This window comes from Xanthomonas sp. CFBP 8443, assembly GCF_025666195.1.
Taxonomy (GTDB): Bacteria; Pseudomonadota; Gammaproteobacteria; order Xanthomonadales; family Xanthomonadaceae; genus Xanthomonas_A.
In genome coordinates this window covers 4755999-4771021 of record NZ_CP102592.1, presented here as the reverse complement: position 1 = coordinate 4771021, position 15023 = coordinate 4755999, and the positions used below count along the sequence as shown (strand labels likewise).

Annotated in this window: 14 protein-coding genes; all 14 read right to left on the bottom strand. The window is 71.4% G+C overall.

Annotated features, from left to right (window positions below; all coding sequences use genetic code 11):
* Positions 1-10: 10 nt before the first annotated feature.
* Positions 11-364 (bottom strand): hypothetical protein, encoded by a 354-nt coding sequence (locus tag NUG20_RS19855; protein WP_263396099.1) that lies wholly within the window; start codon positions 362-364, stop codon positions 11-13.
* Entirely contained in the window at positions 361-1026 is a 666-nt protein-coding gene (locus NUG20_RS19850; RefSeq protein ID WP_263396098.1) for a hypothetical protein, read from the bottom strand. Before NUG20_RS19850 ends, NUG20_RS19855 begins: the two co-directional genes overlap by 4 nt.
* A gap of 2 nt (positions 1027-1028) precedes the next feature.
* Positions 1029-2744, bottom strand: a complete 1716-nt coding sequence (locus tag NUG20_RS19845) for a putative porin (protein WP_263396097.1) — start codon at positions 2742-2744, stop codon at positions 1029-1031.
* Between the two features lie 28 nt (positions 2745-2772).
* Positions 2773-3444: a TonB family protein gene (locus tag NUG20_RS19840; protein ID WP_263396096.1), complete on the bottom strand. Its 672-nt coding sequence runs from the start codon at positions 3442-3444 to the stop codon at positions 2773-2775.
* A 9-nt stretch (positions 3445-3453) separates the two neighbouring features.
* Complete coding sequence (locus tag NUG20_RS19835) at positions 3454-3858, bottom strand: ExbD/TolR family protein (RefSeq protein WP_206232898.1); 405 nt, start codon at positions 3856-3858, stop codon at positions 3454-3456.
* 4 nt (positions 3859-3862) lie between these two features.
* Complete coding sequence (locus tag NUG20_RS19830) at positions 3863-5644, bottom strand: DUF2341 domain-containing protein (RefSeq protein WP_263396095.1); 1782 nt, start codon at positions 5642-5644, stop codon at positions 3863-3865.
* Positions 5645-5701: 57 nt separating this feature from the next.
* Positions 5702-5893: a hypothetical protein gene (locus tag NUG20_RS19825; RefSeq protein ID WP_263396094.1), complete on the bottom strand. Its 192-nt coding sequence runs from the start codon at positions 5891-5893 to the stop codon at positions 5702-5704.
* 30 nt (positions 5894-5923) lie between these two features.
* Positions 5924-7534, bottom strand: a complete 1611-nt coding sequence (locus tag NUG20_RS19820; protein WP_263396093.1) for a ShlB/FhaC/HecB family hemolysin secretion/activation protein — start codon at positions 7532-7534, stop codon at positions 5924-5926.
* A 324-nt stretch (positions 7535-7858) separates the two neighbouring features.
* A complete protein-coding gene (locus NUG20_RS19815) occupies positions 7859-9157 on the bottom strand; it encodes a DUF58 domain-containing protein (RefSeq protein ID WP_263396092.1) in 1299 nt (432 codons plus the stop codon).
* Positions 9158-9323: 166 nt separating this feature from the next.
* Entirely contained in the window at positions 9324-10316 is a 993-nt protein-coding gene (locus tag NUG20_RS19810) for an AAA family ATPase (protein WP_263396091.1), read from the bottom strand.
* On the bottom strand, positions 10313-11494 hold the full coding sequence (locus NUG20_RS19805) for a DUF4350 domain-containing protein (RefSeq protein WP_263396090.1): 1182 nt from the start codon (positions 11492-11494) through the stop codon (positions 10313-10315). The genes NUG20_RS19810 and NUG20_RS19805 overlap by 4 nt, the downstream gene beginning before the upstream one ends.
* Entirely contained in the window at positions 11491-13185 is a 1695-nt protein-coding gene (locus tag NUG20_RS19800; protein WP_263396089.1) for a DUF4129 domain-containing protein, read from the bottom strand. Before NUG20_RS19800 ends, NUG20_RS19805 begins: the two co-directional genes overlap by 4 nt.
* Positions 13175-14188 carry a stage II sporulation protein M gene (locus NUG20_RS19795; protein WP_263396088.1) on the bottom strand — a complete coding sequence of 338 codons (1014 nt, stop codon included), beginning with the start codon at positions 14186-14188 and terminating at the stop codon, positions 13175-13177. The genes NUG20_RS19800 and NUG20_RS19795 overlap by 11 nt, the downstream gene beginning before the upstream one ends.
* On the bottom strand, positions 14185-14871 hold the full coding sequence (locus NUG20_RS19790; RefSeq protein WP_263396087.1) for an RDD family protein: 687 nt from the start codon (positions 14869-14871) through the stop codon (positions 14185-14187). Before NUG20_RS19790 ends, NUG20_RS19795 begins: the two co-directional genes overlap by 4 nt.
* Positions 14872-15023: the final 152 nt, after the last annotated feature.

Genomic DNA, 15023 nt, shown 5'->3' with positions numbered 1-15023 from the left:
TAGCGGCGCGTCAGCGCGCCGGAGCGAACGGAGTGGGGAGGTAGTGCGGCTGCGGCCGCTGCGGGGTCAGCGAACGCCCGTAGGCGTTGCCGTAGCGCTGGCGCAGCGCGGCCGGCGTGGGCTGCCCGCGTTGCAGCGGATCCAGCGCGGTCGCGGCGGCGGCCAGCGGCGGGGCGCTCGGGCGGGCGTTGGCGGCGGCTTCGCGCAACGCCTGGTTGAGGCAGTCCAGGTGGCCGGCGACGTCCTCGCCGACCCGCACCTGCACGCACGGCGCGATCGCCGGCGGCGTGGCGAGCGCGGTGTCAGTGCCGACGGTCGGCGCGGCCAGCGCCAGCCACGCCAGCGCGACGCTGGCGCGGCTCATTGCGCAGCGTCCTGCGGCGTGGTGGCCACAGCCGCGGTGGTGGAGCAGGCCTGGGTCTGCGCGTGCTGCTCGGCCAGGCGGTCTTCCAGCGCACGCACGCGGTTCTCGCGCGTCACCCTGGCCATGCCGAACAGCTCGCGGCCGTGGCTGCGCACGAAGCGCACGAAGGCCGGATCGCGGTACAGCGCGGCCAGTTCGCGCGCGGTGGCGTACAACGCGTCGCTGCCGGTGGCGCATTGCGCCATCCGCGCGCGCTGGCGCTGCAGTTCCGCGTCCAGCGTCGCCCGTGCCTGCGCCTGCTGGGTTGCGGCCTGCGCGGCGTTGACCTGCGCCTGCTGCTGTTCGCGTCGCTGCGCGAGCGCGGCATCGCGTTCGCGCTGCGCCTGCAGCAGCTGCCGCTGCAACGCGGCCTCGCGGCCGGGGTCGGCAGTTGCGGCACGCGGCGCTGGCGCGGCACGCAGCGCGTCGCGCTCGCGTTCGGCGGCGGCGGTCGCCAGCTGCTGCTGGACCAGCGCGGCCTCGGCCTGTCGCAGCCGCGCGCCGGTGTCGCGCAGCGCTTCGCGCAGCCGCGTCTCGGTGCTGTCCTGCGCGTGCAGCGGGGCGATGGCGAGCAGCGTCGCGGCGAGCATGCCGCAGGCCAGGCGGGAGGGAAGGCGGCGCATGCTCAGAACTCCGTGCCGAGGTCGAGCTGCAGCAGGTCCACCGCGAACGGCGCGCCGGAGATCTCGTTGGCGCTGAGCCAGCGCAGGCCGACCCAGGTGTTGCGCGCCAGCGCGTAGTTGCCGCCGACGATGAAGCCGCGCGCATTGGTGCCGCCGAGATGGAAATCCGAATCGGTGAAGCCGTCCGGCACCGCATCCGATTCCAGGTACTTGTAGCCGACGCTGACGTTCCAGTCGCCCGGCTGCACCGGCTTGGGCTGGCCGACGGTGAAATTGAGGTAGTAGCCCATGTCGCCGCCGTCGAACACGCCCTGGTCGCCGAGGTTGTTGACCGGGCCCAGCGAGCGCACGCGTGTGGCGTTGTAGCGGGTGTTCTTGACCACGTCGGCCTCGAGCAGCAGTGTCACCGGCGCGAACTGGTCCAGCTGCAGCTGCGCGTGCAGGTCGGCGACGCCGAACTTGCTGGCGTAGCCGTAGTACTGCAGCTGCGGGCCATTGGGATTGGCCGGATCGGCGACGATGTCGCGCAGCGCGAACAAGGTATTGCCGAACTGCTGGAACTGCGGCCGCGAACCATCGGTGTCGCAGCTGTCGGCCGAGGTCGGCGCCAGGCACGGCGACGAGCGCTTGCCCTCGAACTGGTCGTACTGGAAGTAGCCCAGGCCCACGCGCAGCGCCATGTCGTCGGCGAAGCGCCAGCGCGCGCCCAGCTGCGCGCCGTACATCCACTTGTCGCGGCTGCGGGTCTTGCTGGTGCTGGTGGAGCCGAAATCGAACTCGGTGTTGTAGACCGGGAACAGGCCGGCGCTGATCCACGGCGCGAAGTCGGCATCGTCGTCGTCGGCGGCCAAGTCGTAGCGCGCGGCCACGCCGTCGAAGTTCAGGTCGTTGTCGAACACCAGTTCGCTGCTCCAGAACGGATTGGCGAAGCGGCCGAAGGTCAGGGTCAACGCGTCGATCGGGGTCAGCTGCAGCGCGGCGCGGTCCAGCCACAGCGAGTACTTGGACAGGTTGCCGCCGCCGCCCAGGGTCTGGTTGGTGGACACCGGGCTGCGGTCGCTGCCGGTGGCTAGGCGCAAGTCGGCCTGCACCCAGTCGGCGATCTGCGCGCTCACCCCGAGCCGCGCACGCACGCGCATGCGGCTGCGGTTGCGCGTGGTGTTGACGAACGGCGCGTTGTTGGCGCCGACCACGTCGAAGCCGGAGCCGGCGTTGATGTCGCCGAAGTCGGGGAAGAACGCGTAGTTGTCGTCGGCGTTGAACACGCCTTCGCCGCGCACGCGCAGATCGCCGTACACGCGCACGCGCTGGGTCCATTCCGGCAGCGCGCCGGGCGTGGCCCAGCCTTCGGACTTGGCCTGCGCGGTGACTTCGGCGCGCAGTTCGTCCTTGATCTGCTGGCGCACCGGTTCGGGCACGTACTGCACCACCACCGCGCCGGGCTGGGTCTGGTACGGCGCCGCGCCGGCCGCCGCCGGGGCCGGCGCAGCAGCGGCCGTGGCGGAGGCTTCGCGGATCAGGTCGTCGGCCTGGGCGCGGGTCATCACGCCCTTGGCGACCAGCAGGTCGATCAGCCGCAGCGTCACCTGCGGGTTGATCTGCGCCGGATCGATCGCGGTCGCGGCGGACTGGGCCATGGCCGCGCCCGGCGCCAGCAGCAGCGCCAGCAGGGCCAGGCGCAACCGGGACGGACGGTGGAGAGGAAACGGAGTGGTCATGCTGGGGTCCTTGGTACGAAACGCGGCGTCAGCCCGGCGCCAGGGCGCCGATGCGCAACTGGATGGGTTGGGGAAGGGAGGCGGGCGGCGGTTGCGGCAGCGGTTGGTCCTGCAGCGCGCGCACGATCGCCGCGTCCAGTTCCGGCTTGCCGGCCGAGCTCAGGATCTGCAGGCGGCCGATGCTGCCGTCCGGGTTCAGCCACAGCGCCACGGTCGCGCTGTAGCGGCCCTTGCGGGTGCGCTCGTCGCGCTGCAACAGCTGCTGCACCGCGCGCTGCACGCTGGCCGCATAGCCGCCGAACGGGCTGCCGCCACCGCCCTTGCCGCCGATGCGGGTGCCGCCGCCATCGCCGGCCTGCAGGCCGAAGGCGTTGTCGCCGGGGCCGGCCGGCGCGGTCAGCGGATCGCCCGGCGGCGTCGCTTCGGCGTCCGGCTTCGGTTGCGGGGTCGGCTCGGCCGCCTGCATCGGCTGCGGCTGTTCCTGCGGCTTGGGCGGCTGCGGATCGGGCTTGGGCGGCGGCGGAGGCGGTGGCGGCGGCAGCATCACCTGGGTGATGCGCGGCGGCTGCGCGCGCGCCGGCGTCGCCTGCTGCGGGCGCAGCAGCAGCGTGGCCAGCCAGCCGAGCACCAGCAGCGCCAGCACCGCGGCGCCGGCTTTCAGCCAGCGTCGCGGCGGTTCGGCGTATTGCAGGGGATCCATCGCGTCCACTCAGCCGGCCGCCTGGCGTTGTGTGGCCAGGCCGATCGAGGCGATGCCGAGCCGGCTGCACAGGTCCAGCACCGCCATCACCTTCTCGTACTGCACGGTGCGATCGCCGCGCAGCATCACCGGCAACTCGGCGTCGCTGGCCAGCGCGTTGCGCAGCTGCTGTTCCAGTTCGCTCATGCTCACCGGCACCGCGTCCAGGCTGACCTGGCCGTTGTTGTCGATCGCGATGACCTTGGTCTTGGGCTCGGACAACGGCTTGGCCGCGCTGGCCTTGGGCAGTTCCACCTTGATGCCCTGCACCGCGGCGGTGGTCATGATGATGAAGATCACCAGCAGCACGTACGCCAGGTCCAGCATCGGCGTGATGTTGATGTCGTCGTAGGGCTTCTTGCCTTGGACCTTCATCGGCTCAGCCTCCCGCGCGCGCCGGCGCGTCGCCGGCATAGTCTTCGGCGATGCGTTTTTCCAGTTCGTCGACGAACACCTGCATGTCCGCCGAGACCGCTTCGGCCTGGCTGAGCAGGTAGTTGTAGCCGAACAGCGCCGGGATCGCGACGGCCAGGCCGGCCACCGTGGCCAGCAGCGCGGCGGCGATGCCGGGGGCGATCGCGTTGATGTTGACGTCGCCGGCGGCGGCCACCGCGGCGAAGGTGATCATGACCCCGACCACGGTGCCGAGCAGGCCCAGGAACGGGCCGCCGGAGATGGCGATGGTCAGCAGCACCATGCCCTTGTGGATGCGCTGGCCTTCGCGCACCGCGGCCGCATCCAGCGCCGAGCGGATCGCCGCGATCGATTGCGTGCGCACCACGTTGGTCCCGCTGGCCTGCAGACGCTCGCGCAGTTCCTGCTGGCCGACCTGCAGCAGCCGCGCCAGGTTGGAACGCACGCCGGCCGACGTGCCGAGCTGCTGCCAGTGCGGCGCGTGCAGCGGATGCGCGGCCACCTGCTGGCGGTAGGCGTGGAGGAAGCGCGCATTGGCACCGGCAGTGGCGTTGAGGTACAGGCCCTTGCGCACCATCACCCACCAGCTGATCAGCGCCATCACCGCCAGGATCCCGATTACCGCCCATGCATCCGGGGTCAGCGCGGCGATCAGGATGCCGAAGTAGTTGTGGCCGCCATCGCCCGACTGCTGTTCGACCGGATCGAAGCGCGCCAACCGCGCATCCACGCCCTGGCTGCGCGCCGCCGCTTCGATCGCGCCGACCGGGCGCGCGTTCTTGGCCACTTCGACTTCGTCCAGCAGGCCGATGAAGTTCGGCCGCGCCGCGCCCGGCTCGCCGCCGAGCAGCAGGCCGCCGTTGCTGGCCGGCAACGCCACCGCGGTCTCGCCGGCGGGCTGGCCGTTGACGAACAGGGTGGCGGTCTTGCCGTCGCTGCGCAGCGCCACATGCGCCCAGGCGTCGGCCGGCAGCGCGGTGGTGGCGGCGATCTGCGCGGCCGGCGCCGCCGCGCCGAACTCGGCCAGCACGCGGCCTTCCTGCAGGCGCAGGGTCAGCGCGCCGGGCAGCGTCAGCAGCACGCCGGAGGCGTTGGCGCTGGCCGGCTTGGCCCACAGCGACACGGTGGTCGGCTGCGCCGCCGGCCAGTTCAGCGATGCCGAGGCCGGCACCGTCACCGGCGCGCGTCCGTCCAGGCGCAGGCCGGCGCCGATCAGCGCGGCGTCGGCCAGGTCCAGCGGCGGCGCGGCGTTGTTGGCGTAGGCGGTGCTGTCGGCGGCGGCCGCCTGCGCGTTGGCGAAGTGGTAGACCGCGACCGTATCGGCGTCGTAGCTGCCCTTCGCATCGCCGCCGCCGCTGGCCTCGGGATTGCCGAAGTAGACGTACAGCGGCGTGCTGGCGTTGGCCGGCAACTCGGGCAGGTCGACCCAGGCCAGCGCCACCTGGTCGACCAGCCCGTCGTACTTCTCGAAGTGGTACTTCAGCGGCGTGCGGTCGTCGCCGGCGACGAAGCGCACGTCGCTGCCGTCGGCCTTGGCGTCGGCGAAGTTGAAGTTGCCCGAATGCAGGCGCACCAGCACCTGCGCGCGCCCGGACGGCTGGCTCAGCGCCGCGCCGGTGGAGGTGGTGTCCAGGGTCAGCTTGGCCCGGTAGTTCCACTTGCCGTCCCACCAGGTCGCGGCCGAAGCCGGGAGCGCCGACAGCAGCAACGCGGCCGCCAGCATGAAGCGCAATCCATATACCGCCATCTTTCGTTCTCCGAGCGTCGACCCGAATGCATCGCTGCATCCGTCATGAGTGGTGGATTAGTTGGAACCGGTGGATCCGGCCACGCCGGCGTACTGCGTCCCGATCGGCGCGCGTCCCGGACCGTGGTGCTTGACGTCGATGGCGGTGCCCGCGTGCGGCCTGCCCATGACGACACCGAACCGGCTGCCGAGCGTGGCGCCGTAGCGCGCGTTGCCGACGATCGAGCGGGAAATTGCGGAGGTCTTCATAACTAAATTTCCTTGGCAGAGAAGCCGGATTCAGAACTCGCCCCACACCCGGAACAGCACGTTCAGATCGTCCTGTTTCGGCGCGTTGTCGCCGCCAGGCCGCGACAGCGGCGCGGCGAGATCGACCGAGCCGTTGAAGTGATCGAAGAATTGCGCGGTCGCGCCGATGCCGACGCTCACCAGCGTCTCGCTCGGGGTCTGCTCGGGCAGCGGCTTGTGGATGCGCACGTATCCGCCGTCGACGAAGGCGCGCGCGCGCGCCTCCTGCGCGGCGGCACCAAACCAGCTGGCGAACGAGGGGCTGCGCAGTTCCAGCTGTGCGGTCACGCCGTAGTCGCCCAGCGCTTCGCTTTCCTTATAGCCGCGCACCGTGTCCATGCCGCCGATGCTCATTTCCTCGTTGCTGATCAACGGTTCGGCGGCCAGCTGCGTCTGCGCGCGGCCGAACAGCTGGACGTCCTTGCCCAACGTGCGCGTATGCGAGCCTTCCAGGCGCACGTGGAAGAAGTTCGGGCGCGCGTTGTAGCGCTTGTAGTCGAAGCTGCCCGGCGCGGAAGGATTGCAATGGTCGTTGCCGCAGCGGTCGGCACCGGCGCCGAGACCGCCGGGATTGGCGGTCAAGGTGGCGCCGAAACTGCTGTGCGTGCGCTCGCCCGCCCAGTCGGCGTTGTAGGCGAGATTGAGCGGGTAGTACTTGATCGGCGAGGAGTCCACGCTCGCGCCGAAATTGGACTCTTCCTTGAAGTCCTTGTAGTCGATGCCCAGGCTCAGCGAGTGGAAGAACCCGGCTTGCGCCGGCAGTGCCCGGATCGCGCGCAGGCCGGCCAGGGTGCCGTTGCCGATCACGTTGAAATCGCTGATCACCGCGATGTCGCTGTCGCTGCGCACCGCATAGGCGAGCAGCGACCACGGCGAATCGGTGAGGCGCGCCAGGTAGGACAGCGACAGCACCTTGGCGTCGGAGGTGCGCTCCGGCGCCGTCTGCGCCGAGAGGCTGACGCTGTGGCCGCGCTGCCACAGGTTGTCGTAGCGCAGCGTGGCGTTCAGGCGCAGGTCGCTGGTGTTGGCGCTGCTGCGATTGTTCAGTTCCACCGAGCCATGCAGGGGCAGGTTGTCGTCCACCTTCAGATCGACGTCCACCGTGTTCGGCCCGACGCCGGGCTTGATGTCCGGCGTCACCCGCCGATCGGGCAACTGGTTCAGCGCGACGATGTCGCGTTGCACGTCCTTGAAGTTGGGCACCGTGCCTTCCTTCAACGACGGCGCGCCACGCTCGACCGCATCCGGAGAAAAATAGCTGGCGCCGTTCACGCGCAGCCGGCCGATGCGCTGCTCGCTCACCTGCAGGGTGACCAGGCCGTTGCCCGCATCCTGTTCGGGCACGCTCACCGCGACCGTGGCCAGCCCCTTGTTGGCGTACAGCGTCTGCAACGCGGCGCGCGCCGCCTCCACGTCGGCCTCGCTGCGCTGCGGGCCGAGGAACGGATACACCACGCGCTCGATGTCCGCCGCGCTCAGTTCGGTATTGCCGACGACCTGGTAGGCCATCACGTCGAAACGCGCCGCCGGCACGTCCGCGGCGAAGGCGCACGGCGCGCCGCACACGGCCAAGCCGAGCGCTGCGAAGATTCGCAACTCCATCTGAAAATATCCCCTGACTTCGGCGCGCGGCGTGCTGCCGCTTATGAAGACCGCTGCAATGCGGCGAGGACCTTAGGAGCGATAAATGACTATCCGCGAACGCTTTTATGACGGCGGCTGTAAAGTTTCTGCCACAACTGCCAAGAAAATGGCGACGCGTGAAATATAAATGCGCAGTGCATCAACGCGCGGACCACGCAGCGCGAAGCGCGGCATGGCCGAGCGCCTGTTTCATCCGGTCATAAACGCCTCAGCCGGCAGCGCAGCGCTGTTGCGGCGCCGCGCAGACTTGTCTACGGGATCGTCCGCGCGGCGAGCGCGGGACTACAGCAATCCGTCGCGCTTGACCGCGAGATAGCGCTCCACCAGCGCGCCCGGCAGTTCCTCGCCGGTGACGTCGAGCACCATCACGCCGTGGCTGCGCAGCGCCTCGTGGGCGTCGCCGCGTTGCTGCAGGTAGCGCGCCACCGCGCCGGCCTGCACCGCCTGCTGCAGGTCGCCGACCTCCTGCGCCAGCGCCTGGTCCAGCTCGCGCTCGCGCAGGCTGGCCACGCACACCAGGTGGCGGCGCTGCAGCAGCCGCACCGCGGCGAGCAGGTCTTCGATGTCCTCGTCGCGCACGTTGCTGACCAGCATCACCAGCGAACGCCGGCGCTGGCGCAGCGACAGTTCGGTGGCCGCGGCCAGGTAGTCGGTGGCCACCGCCTGCGGCTGCAGGTCGTAGCTGGCGCGCAGCAGCGCATCGACGGTGCCCATGCCGCGCTGCGGCGCGACCCAGCGCGCGTCGCCGCCGCTGGCCATCAGCCCCACCGCATCGCCCTGGCGCAGCGCCAGGTACGACACCACCAGCGCGGCGTTGAGCACGTGGTCGAAATGCGACAGGCCGCTTTCGCTGGCCATCATCCGCCGCCCGGTGTCGATCAGCATCAGCAGCTGCTGGTTCTTCTCGTCCTGGTATTCGCGCGAGATCAGCTTGCGCGCGCGCGAGGTGGCCTTCCAGTCGATCTGGCGCAGGCTGTCGCCGACGCGGTATTCGCGCATCTGGTGGAAGTCGGTGCCTTCGCCGCGGCGCCGTTTCAGGTGCGCGCCGACCAGCCGCGACGCCTGTTCGGCGCTGAACAGGGCGAAACGGGTCAGCGGCGCGAAGTTCGGGTACACGCGCACCGTCTGCACCGCGCCGGCGACGCGCCGCTGCCGCCACAGGCGCCAGGCCGAGTGCAGGCGCAGGTGCGTGCCGGGGAACTCGAAGCGGCCGCGCGCGGTGGGGCGCAGCCGGTAGGTGAGGTGGGTTTCGCTGGCGGCGGGCACGCGCACCCGCCGCGGCATGCCCTGCATCCACCAGCCGCCGGGCACCAGGTCGAACACGTCCAGCGTCTGCCGCTGCGCGCTGTCGATGCGCAGCCCGGCCTTGCGCTCCACGCCCAGCGGCAAGGCCTCGGGCAGCGTGCGGCGCAGCTGCGGGGTCGGCCGGCGCCACAGCCGCCACGCATCGATCGCCGCGATCACGCCGATCGCCGCGCCCAGCGCCTGCCACGGCCACAGCGGCAGGAACTGCAGCGCCGCGGCCAGGCCGCACAGCGCCCACAGGCCGAGCAGGACCAGCAGGGGCGGGGCGGGTCTCATGGGGACGTCGGGACCAGGGACCGGGGACCGGGGACCCGGTGGTCATGGGGCGGACGCGGGGTCGGGCTGCGGTGGCTGCAAGCCAGGATCCAGGTATCCGCAGCGCCGATGCCGCGCTTGTCCGGGTCCCCGGTCCCCGGTCCCCGGTCCCGCTTCCCAAGCAGCCTCATTTCCGCGGCGCCTCCACCTTCGCCAGCAACGCGCCCAGCGCGTCGTCGGCGCTCTGGCCTTCGATCTGCAGTTCCGGGGCCAGGGCGATGCGGTGGCGCAGCGCCGGCTTGGCGATGTCGCGGATGTCGTCGGGGGTGACGAAGTCGCGGCCGGACAGCACCGCCTGTGCGCGCGCGGCGCGGATCAGGGCGATGCTGCCGCGCGGGCCGGCGCCGAGCGCGATGCCCGGCCAGCTGCGGGTGGCGGCAACGATGCGCACCGCGTAGTCGATCACCTGCGGGTCCACCGCGATCGCCGCGGTGCCCAGCTGCATCGCCACCACGTCGTCGGCGCTGAGCACGCGCGGCACCTGCGACAGGTCGAAGTCGCCGGCGCTGCGCCCGGTGGTGACCGCTTCCACCATCCGCTTCTCGTCCTCCAGTTGCGGATAGTCGATCAGGATCTTCAGCAGGAAGCGGTCCAGCTGCGCTTCCGGCAGCGGATAGGTGCCTTCCTGCTCGACCGGGTTCTGCGTGGCCAGGGCCAGGAACGGCGGCGCCAGCGGGAAGGCCTTGCCCTCGATGGTGACCTGGCCTTCCTGCATCACTTCCAGCAGCGCCGACTGGGTCTTGGCCGGGGCGCGGTTGATCTCGTCGGCGAGCAGCAGGTGAGTGAACACCGGGCCGCGGCGGATCTTGAAGCTCTCGGTCTTGGGGTCGTACACGGCATGGCCGCTGACGTCGCTGGGCATCAGGTCGGGGGTGAACTGCACGCGCGCGTAGTTCAGTTCCAGCGCCTGCGCCAGCGCGCGCACCAGCAGGGTCTTGCCCAGCCCGGGCACGCCTTCGATCAGCACGTGGCCGCCGGCCAGCAGCGCGATCAGGATCTGCTCGAGCACCTCCGGCTGGCCGATGAAGGCCTGGCCGACCGCGTCGCGGATCGCCTCGACGCGTTCGATCAGGGCGGGGCCGGTGAGGGGGGCGACGGATTCGGCGGGGGCGGTGGTCATAACTGGTTTCTCATCTGGACGAGGAGGCGAATGCGATCGCGGAAGGCGGCGTGTTGTTTGGGCGCGGGCGGCTGCAACGCCTGTTCGACCTGGGCCGGCGACAGCTGCAGGCGCTCGGCGATGGCGGCGGCCTGGGCCGGGCCCTCCAGCGCGGCGGCGAGCGGCGCGCGCCGGCGCAGCCGCGCCAGGAACGCCTGGCGCATCGCCGCGTACAGCAGCGATGCCTTGCCGTAGCGGAACAGGTGCTCGCCGCTGGCGCGGACGTGTTCCAGCAGCGAGCGGCGGTCGCCGGCGGGCGCTGCCCGCAGCGGGCCGAAGCGTTGCGTGCGCGACCACAGCCAGGCCAGCAGCATCAGCAGCGCCGGCAGCCAGGCCGGCCAGCCGCGGGTGAACAAGGTGGCCCACAGCGACGGCAGTTCCGCCGCGTAGACCAGGTGCACGGTGCCCAGGCCATAGTTCGGCGCCAGGATCTGCCGGGCCAGCAGGCGATGCGGCACGTCGCGCAGGCCGCCGCGCGGCGGGGTCGGCGCCGCGTCCGCTGCGTCGTCGTCCAGGCGGTTGTCGCCATTGCTGCCGTTCTGCAGGAAATCCATTTCCGCCAGCACGTCGACGCTGCCGTCGCCGTGCGGCAGGCGCGCGTAGGCATAGTCCTCGCTGCCGCCCCACCAGTTGATCGCCGCATCCTCATCGATCTGGAAGCGCCGGCCGTTGCAGAACTCGTCGTGCTGCGGCTGGCCGGGGATGGCCAGATGCAGGCAGCCGCCCGGCTCGCCCTCTTCGAGCTCGACGCCCAGCGCGTCGAGGATCGGCGGCTTGCTCGCTTCGTCATCGGCCGACGGCGTGCGCAGGATCAGGTGCCCGCCGCGCTCGACCCAGGCCAGCAGCGCATCGCTGTCGGCCTTGCTCAAGGTGCGCGGGTCGCCGAGCAGCAGCACGCTGTCGTGCGGCTGCAGTTGCATCGCCGCCAGGTCCAGGCGCTGCCGCGACTCGGCGCGCACGCCGTCGGCGCGCAAGGTCTGGCGCAACGCGTACAGCGGGTTGTACGCGGCCTCGCCGCGCGGCGGCAGCACGAGCTGGCGCTCGGCGCGTTCGTAGCGGCCCAGGAACCAGGCGCTGAGCACCCCGACCACGATCAGGCCGAGCAGGAAGATCAGCGCATTGCGCGTGCCGCTGTTCATGCGCGCCACCGGTATTGCTGCTGCAGTTCGTCGAGCAGCGCGTCGAAGGCGGCATCGTCGGGCAGGCGGCCGGCGTAGGCGGCGTACTGCCAGGTGCGGACCATGCGCGCGAACAGGCCGCGGTCCGCTTCCTCGGGCAGGCGCCTGGATGCGCGCAGGCACTGCGCCTCGGTGGCGCCCGGCGGCAACACCAGGTTGGCGCGTTCGCACACGGTCTGCACGCTGGCCCGGTACAGCAGCGCCAGCGCGTTGCGTTGCTGGCCTTCGCGCCACAGGCGGCGCGCGCGGGTCGGCACGTCGTCGGGCAGCGGCTCCGGCGCCAGCACCGGCGCATGCGCTACCGGCGCCTCGGCCGGCGCACGCCGGCGCACGCCGCCGCGCATCCACGGCAGCCAGTGCTTGACGGTCAGCAGCAGCACCAGCACCAGGACGCCGGCCAGCAGCCACATGCCCCATTCGCCGATGAACGCGAACACCCGGCCCACGCTGGCGGCCAAGGCCGCGATCGCGCCGGGGTTGGCCTTGGCGTCGGGCTTCTTTTCCTTCTGTTCCTCGTCGCGGTCGCGCTTCTTCCAGTAACCGATGCTGCGCTTGCCGGACAGCAGCGCATCCTCGTAGGCGCGGTCGGCGGCGCGATCGAAGCGCGCGTCGGCGGCGGGGACGGTGTCGAAGATGTCGTCGAGCGCCACCGGCTCGGCGGCGTCTTCGTCTTCGTCATCGCTATCGTCCTGGGTCTTGGCCGGATCGCCCATCGCGGTGCCGTCGTCCGCGGCGTCGGCGGCGTCGTGCGGGGCTTCCGTCGCAGGGTCGGAGGACGGCGCATGCGGGTCGGCCGCGACCGGAGCGTCGCTGCCCGGCGCTGCGGTTTGCGCGCGCAGCGCGGCACCCGGCGCAGCGAGCAGGACCACGGCCAGCAGGAGCAGCGGCGCGGCGCCGCTGAGCCGCTCGCGCAGCCGGCGCAGCGCCATCTCCACGTCCCAGGCCTCCAGCTCGGTGCGGCGGTTGAGGTACAGGCCGAAGCCGGCGCCGACGAAGAACGGCTCGATCAGCGTCATCGCCAGCCAGCCGAACAGGTTCAGGCCGATGTCGGCCCAGGCCGGGTTCTCTTCGCCGATCAGCGCCCAGGCCGCGCGCAGCGTTTCCGGCAGCAGGTCCACCGGCACGAACATCAGGATCGCGGCGATGCAGGCCAGGCACAGCATCAGTTCGAAATGCCAGCACACGCTGGCCAGCAGCAGCGCATGCCCGTAGACCGCGCCGCCCAGGGTGCGGCGCCGCTGCCGCTGCTGTTCGGGACTGGCTCCTTCGAGCAGTTCCAGCGGCAGGAACACGGTGCGCGCCGGACTCAGCCGGCGCCAGGTCAGGTAGCCGAACATCGGACCCCAGCCCCAACGCCATTGCGCGCGCAGCGTGTCGCGCACGCGCGGCACGTCGCCGAACACGCCGCGCGAGATCACGAACAGCGGGATCCGGTCCAGCACCGGTTTCAGCCACCACAGCAGCAGCCCGGCCAGCCAGATCTGGTCGATCGCCCAGGCGCCGAGATTGAGCAGCGCGAACAACGGCAGGGTGAACAGCAGCCACGGCTTCCAGATCGCGCCGGCATGGCGGCGCACCAGCGCGCTGCCCAGCTCCATCGCCTCCCAGGCCGAGCGCGCGCGCAGCACCACGTCCAGGCGCTCAATCCGCATCGCCGGCCTCCGCGATGCCGCGTCCGCCGCGCCACAGCCACACCAGCACCAGCGTCCACAATGCGCCGGATACGCTGTATTTCACCGCCGCCGGCAACGACCCGATCGAGGACCAGAACGCTTCGATGAAGGCGGCGACCAGCAGCATGAACGCCACGCCCAGGCATAGCCTGGCGCCGATCACGCCACCTTCGACCAGCGCGTCGATGCGCCGGCGCCGGCCCGGCGCCAGCAGTTTCAGGCCCAACTGCAGGCCGGCGCCGCCGGCGATCACGATCGCGGTCAGCTCGAACGGCGCATGCCCGGCGACGAAGCGCCAGAACGTGACCCCATAGCCGATCTGGTGCAGGTGCCCGGCCACCGCGCCGATGGTGATGCCGTTGAACAGCAGCACCAGTACCGTGCCCAGCCCGGCCAGCAGGCCGCTGGCGAAGGTGCGCAGGCCGATGCTGATGTTGTTCATGATGTAGTGGCCGAACATCTGCCAGTCGTCGCCGCTGTCACGGCCGAGCTTGTGCGCGGCCGCGGCCGGGTCGTACATCCGCTCCATCTGCGCGACCTGCATCGGATCCATCAGCCCGTGGATCAGTTCCGGCCGGTACTGCAGCAGCACGAAGATGGTGACCAGCGGCACCACGAACAGCGCGGTGGCCGCGGCCATGTAGCCGGCCTGGCTGCGCACCAGCTGCGGGAAATCGGCGAACAGGAACTCGGCCGCGCGCCGCCAGCGCGGCCGCGGCGGCCGGTACAGTTCGGTGTGGCCCTGCTGCATCAGCTGCTGCAGGCGCGCGGTGACCAGCGGGCTGTAGCCGCGCTTGCGGGCCAGCGCCAGCTGCTGGCACAGCCGACGGTAGCGCGCCGGCACGTCCTCGTCGGCGAGCCGCGCCGCGTCCGCGGCGTGGTCGGGCGCATCCGCGGCGCGCTTGCGCCCATGCGTCTGCAGCCAGGTCTCGAAGGCCTCCCACTCGTGCTGGTGGCGGGCGATGAACTGCTCCTGCCTCATCGCCGCCCCAGCAACCAGTTGGCCATCGCGTACAGGCGCAGCACGCCGGCCTGGCCGGGGGTCTCGGTCAGCGGCAGCGCCAGCGTCGCCAGTTCCAGCTGCCGCGCCGGCGCCAGCCGCGGCGCGCGTTCGGCGAAGGCGATCAACGCCGCCTGCTCGGCCGGCAGCAGGCTGCGCGGCGGCGCGACCGCGCTGGCGATCGGCGGCAAGGCCGCTTCGTGGCGCGGCGGCTGGTGGATCACCAGGGTGCCGGCGACCATGTCGCCCAGGCGCCGCGCATGCACGTCGAACAGGCAGGCGATCAGGCCGATGGCGTAGCCGAACGGCAGCATGTCCACGGTGCGCAGCAGGTTGCGGGTGATCGCCGCCATCCATCCGGCCGGCGCGCCGTCGCGCGAGACCACGCGCAGGCCGAGCGCCTTCTTGCCCAGGGTCTGCCCCAGCCAGCCTTCGAGCACGATCGGGTAGGCCCAGAACACCAGGAACATCGCCACCAGGTACAGGCCCTGGCCGAAGCCGCCGAGCGCGCCGAGCAGCATGCCCATCAGGGTCAGCACGCCGAACCGCACCGCCAGGTCGATCAGCCAGGCCAGCGCGCGCGGCACCGCGCCGGCGGCCGGCAGGTGCAGCGGCACGCCTTCGGGCGTGATCACTTCACGGTAGGTGTCGAGCATGCCGCTCATCGCCGGGTCGCGGCGCGGCGCGTGTGCGCGCCTGCGATGTAGGGTGGCCGTTCTTCCGTCCGGCCGGCTGCCTGTGGCGGCATGCGTGATCTCGACTGCGTCCTGCTCCGAACCGAGACTTTAGCCGGCGCGGCGCCAATTGCCCAGCCGGC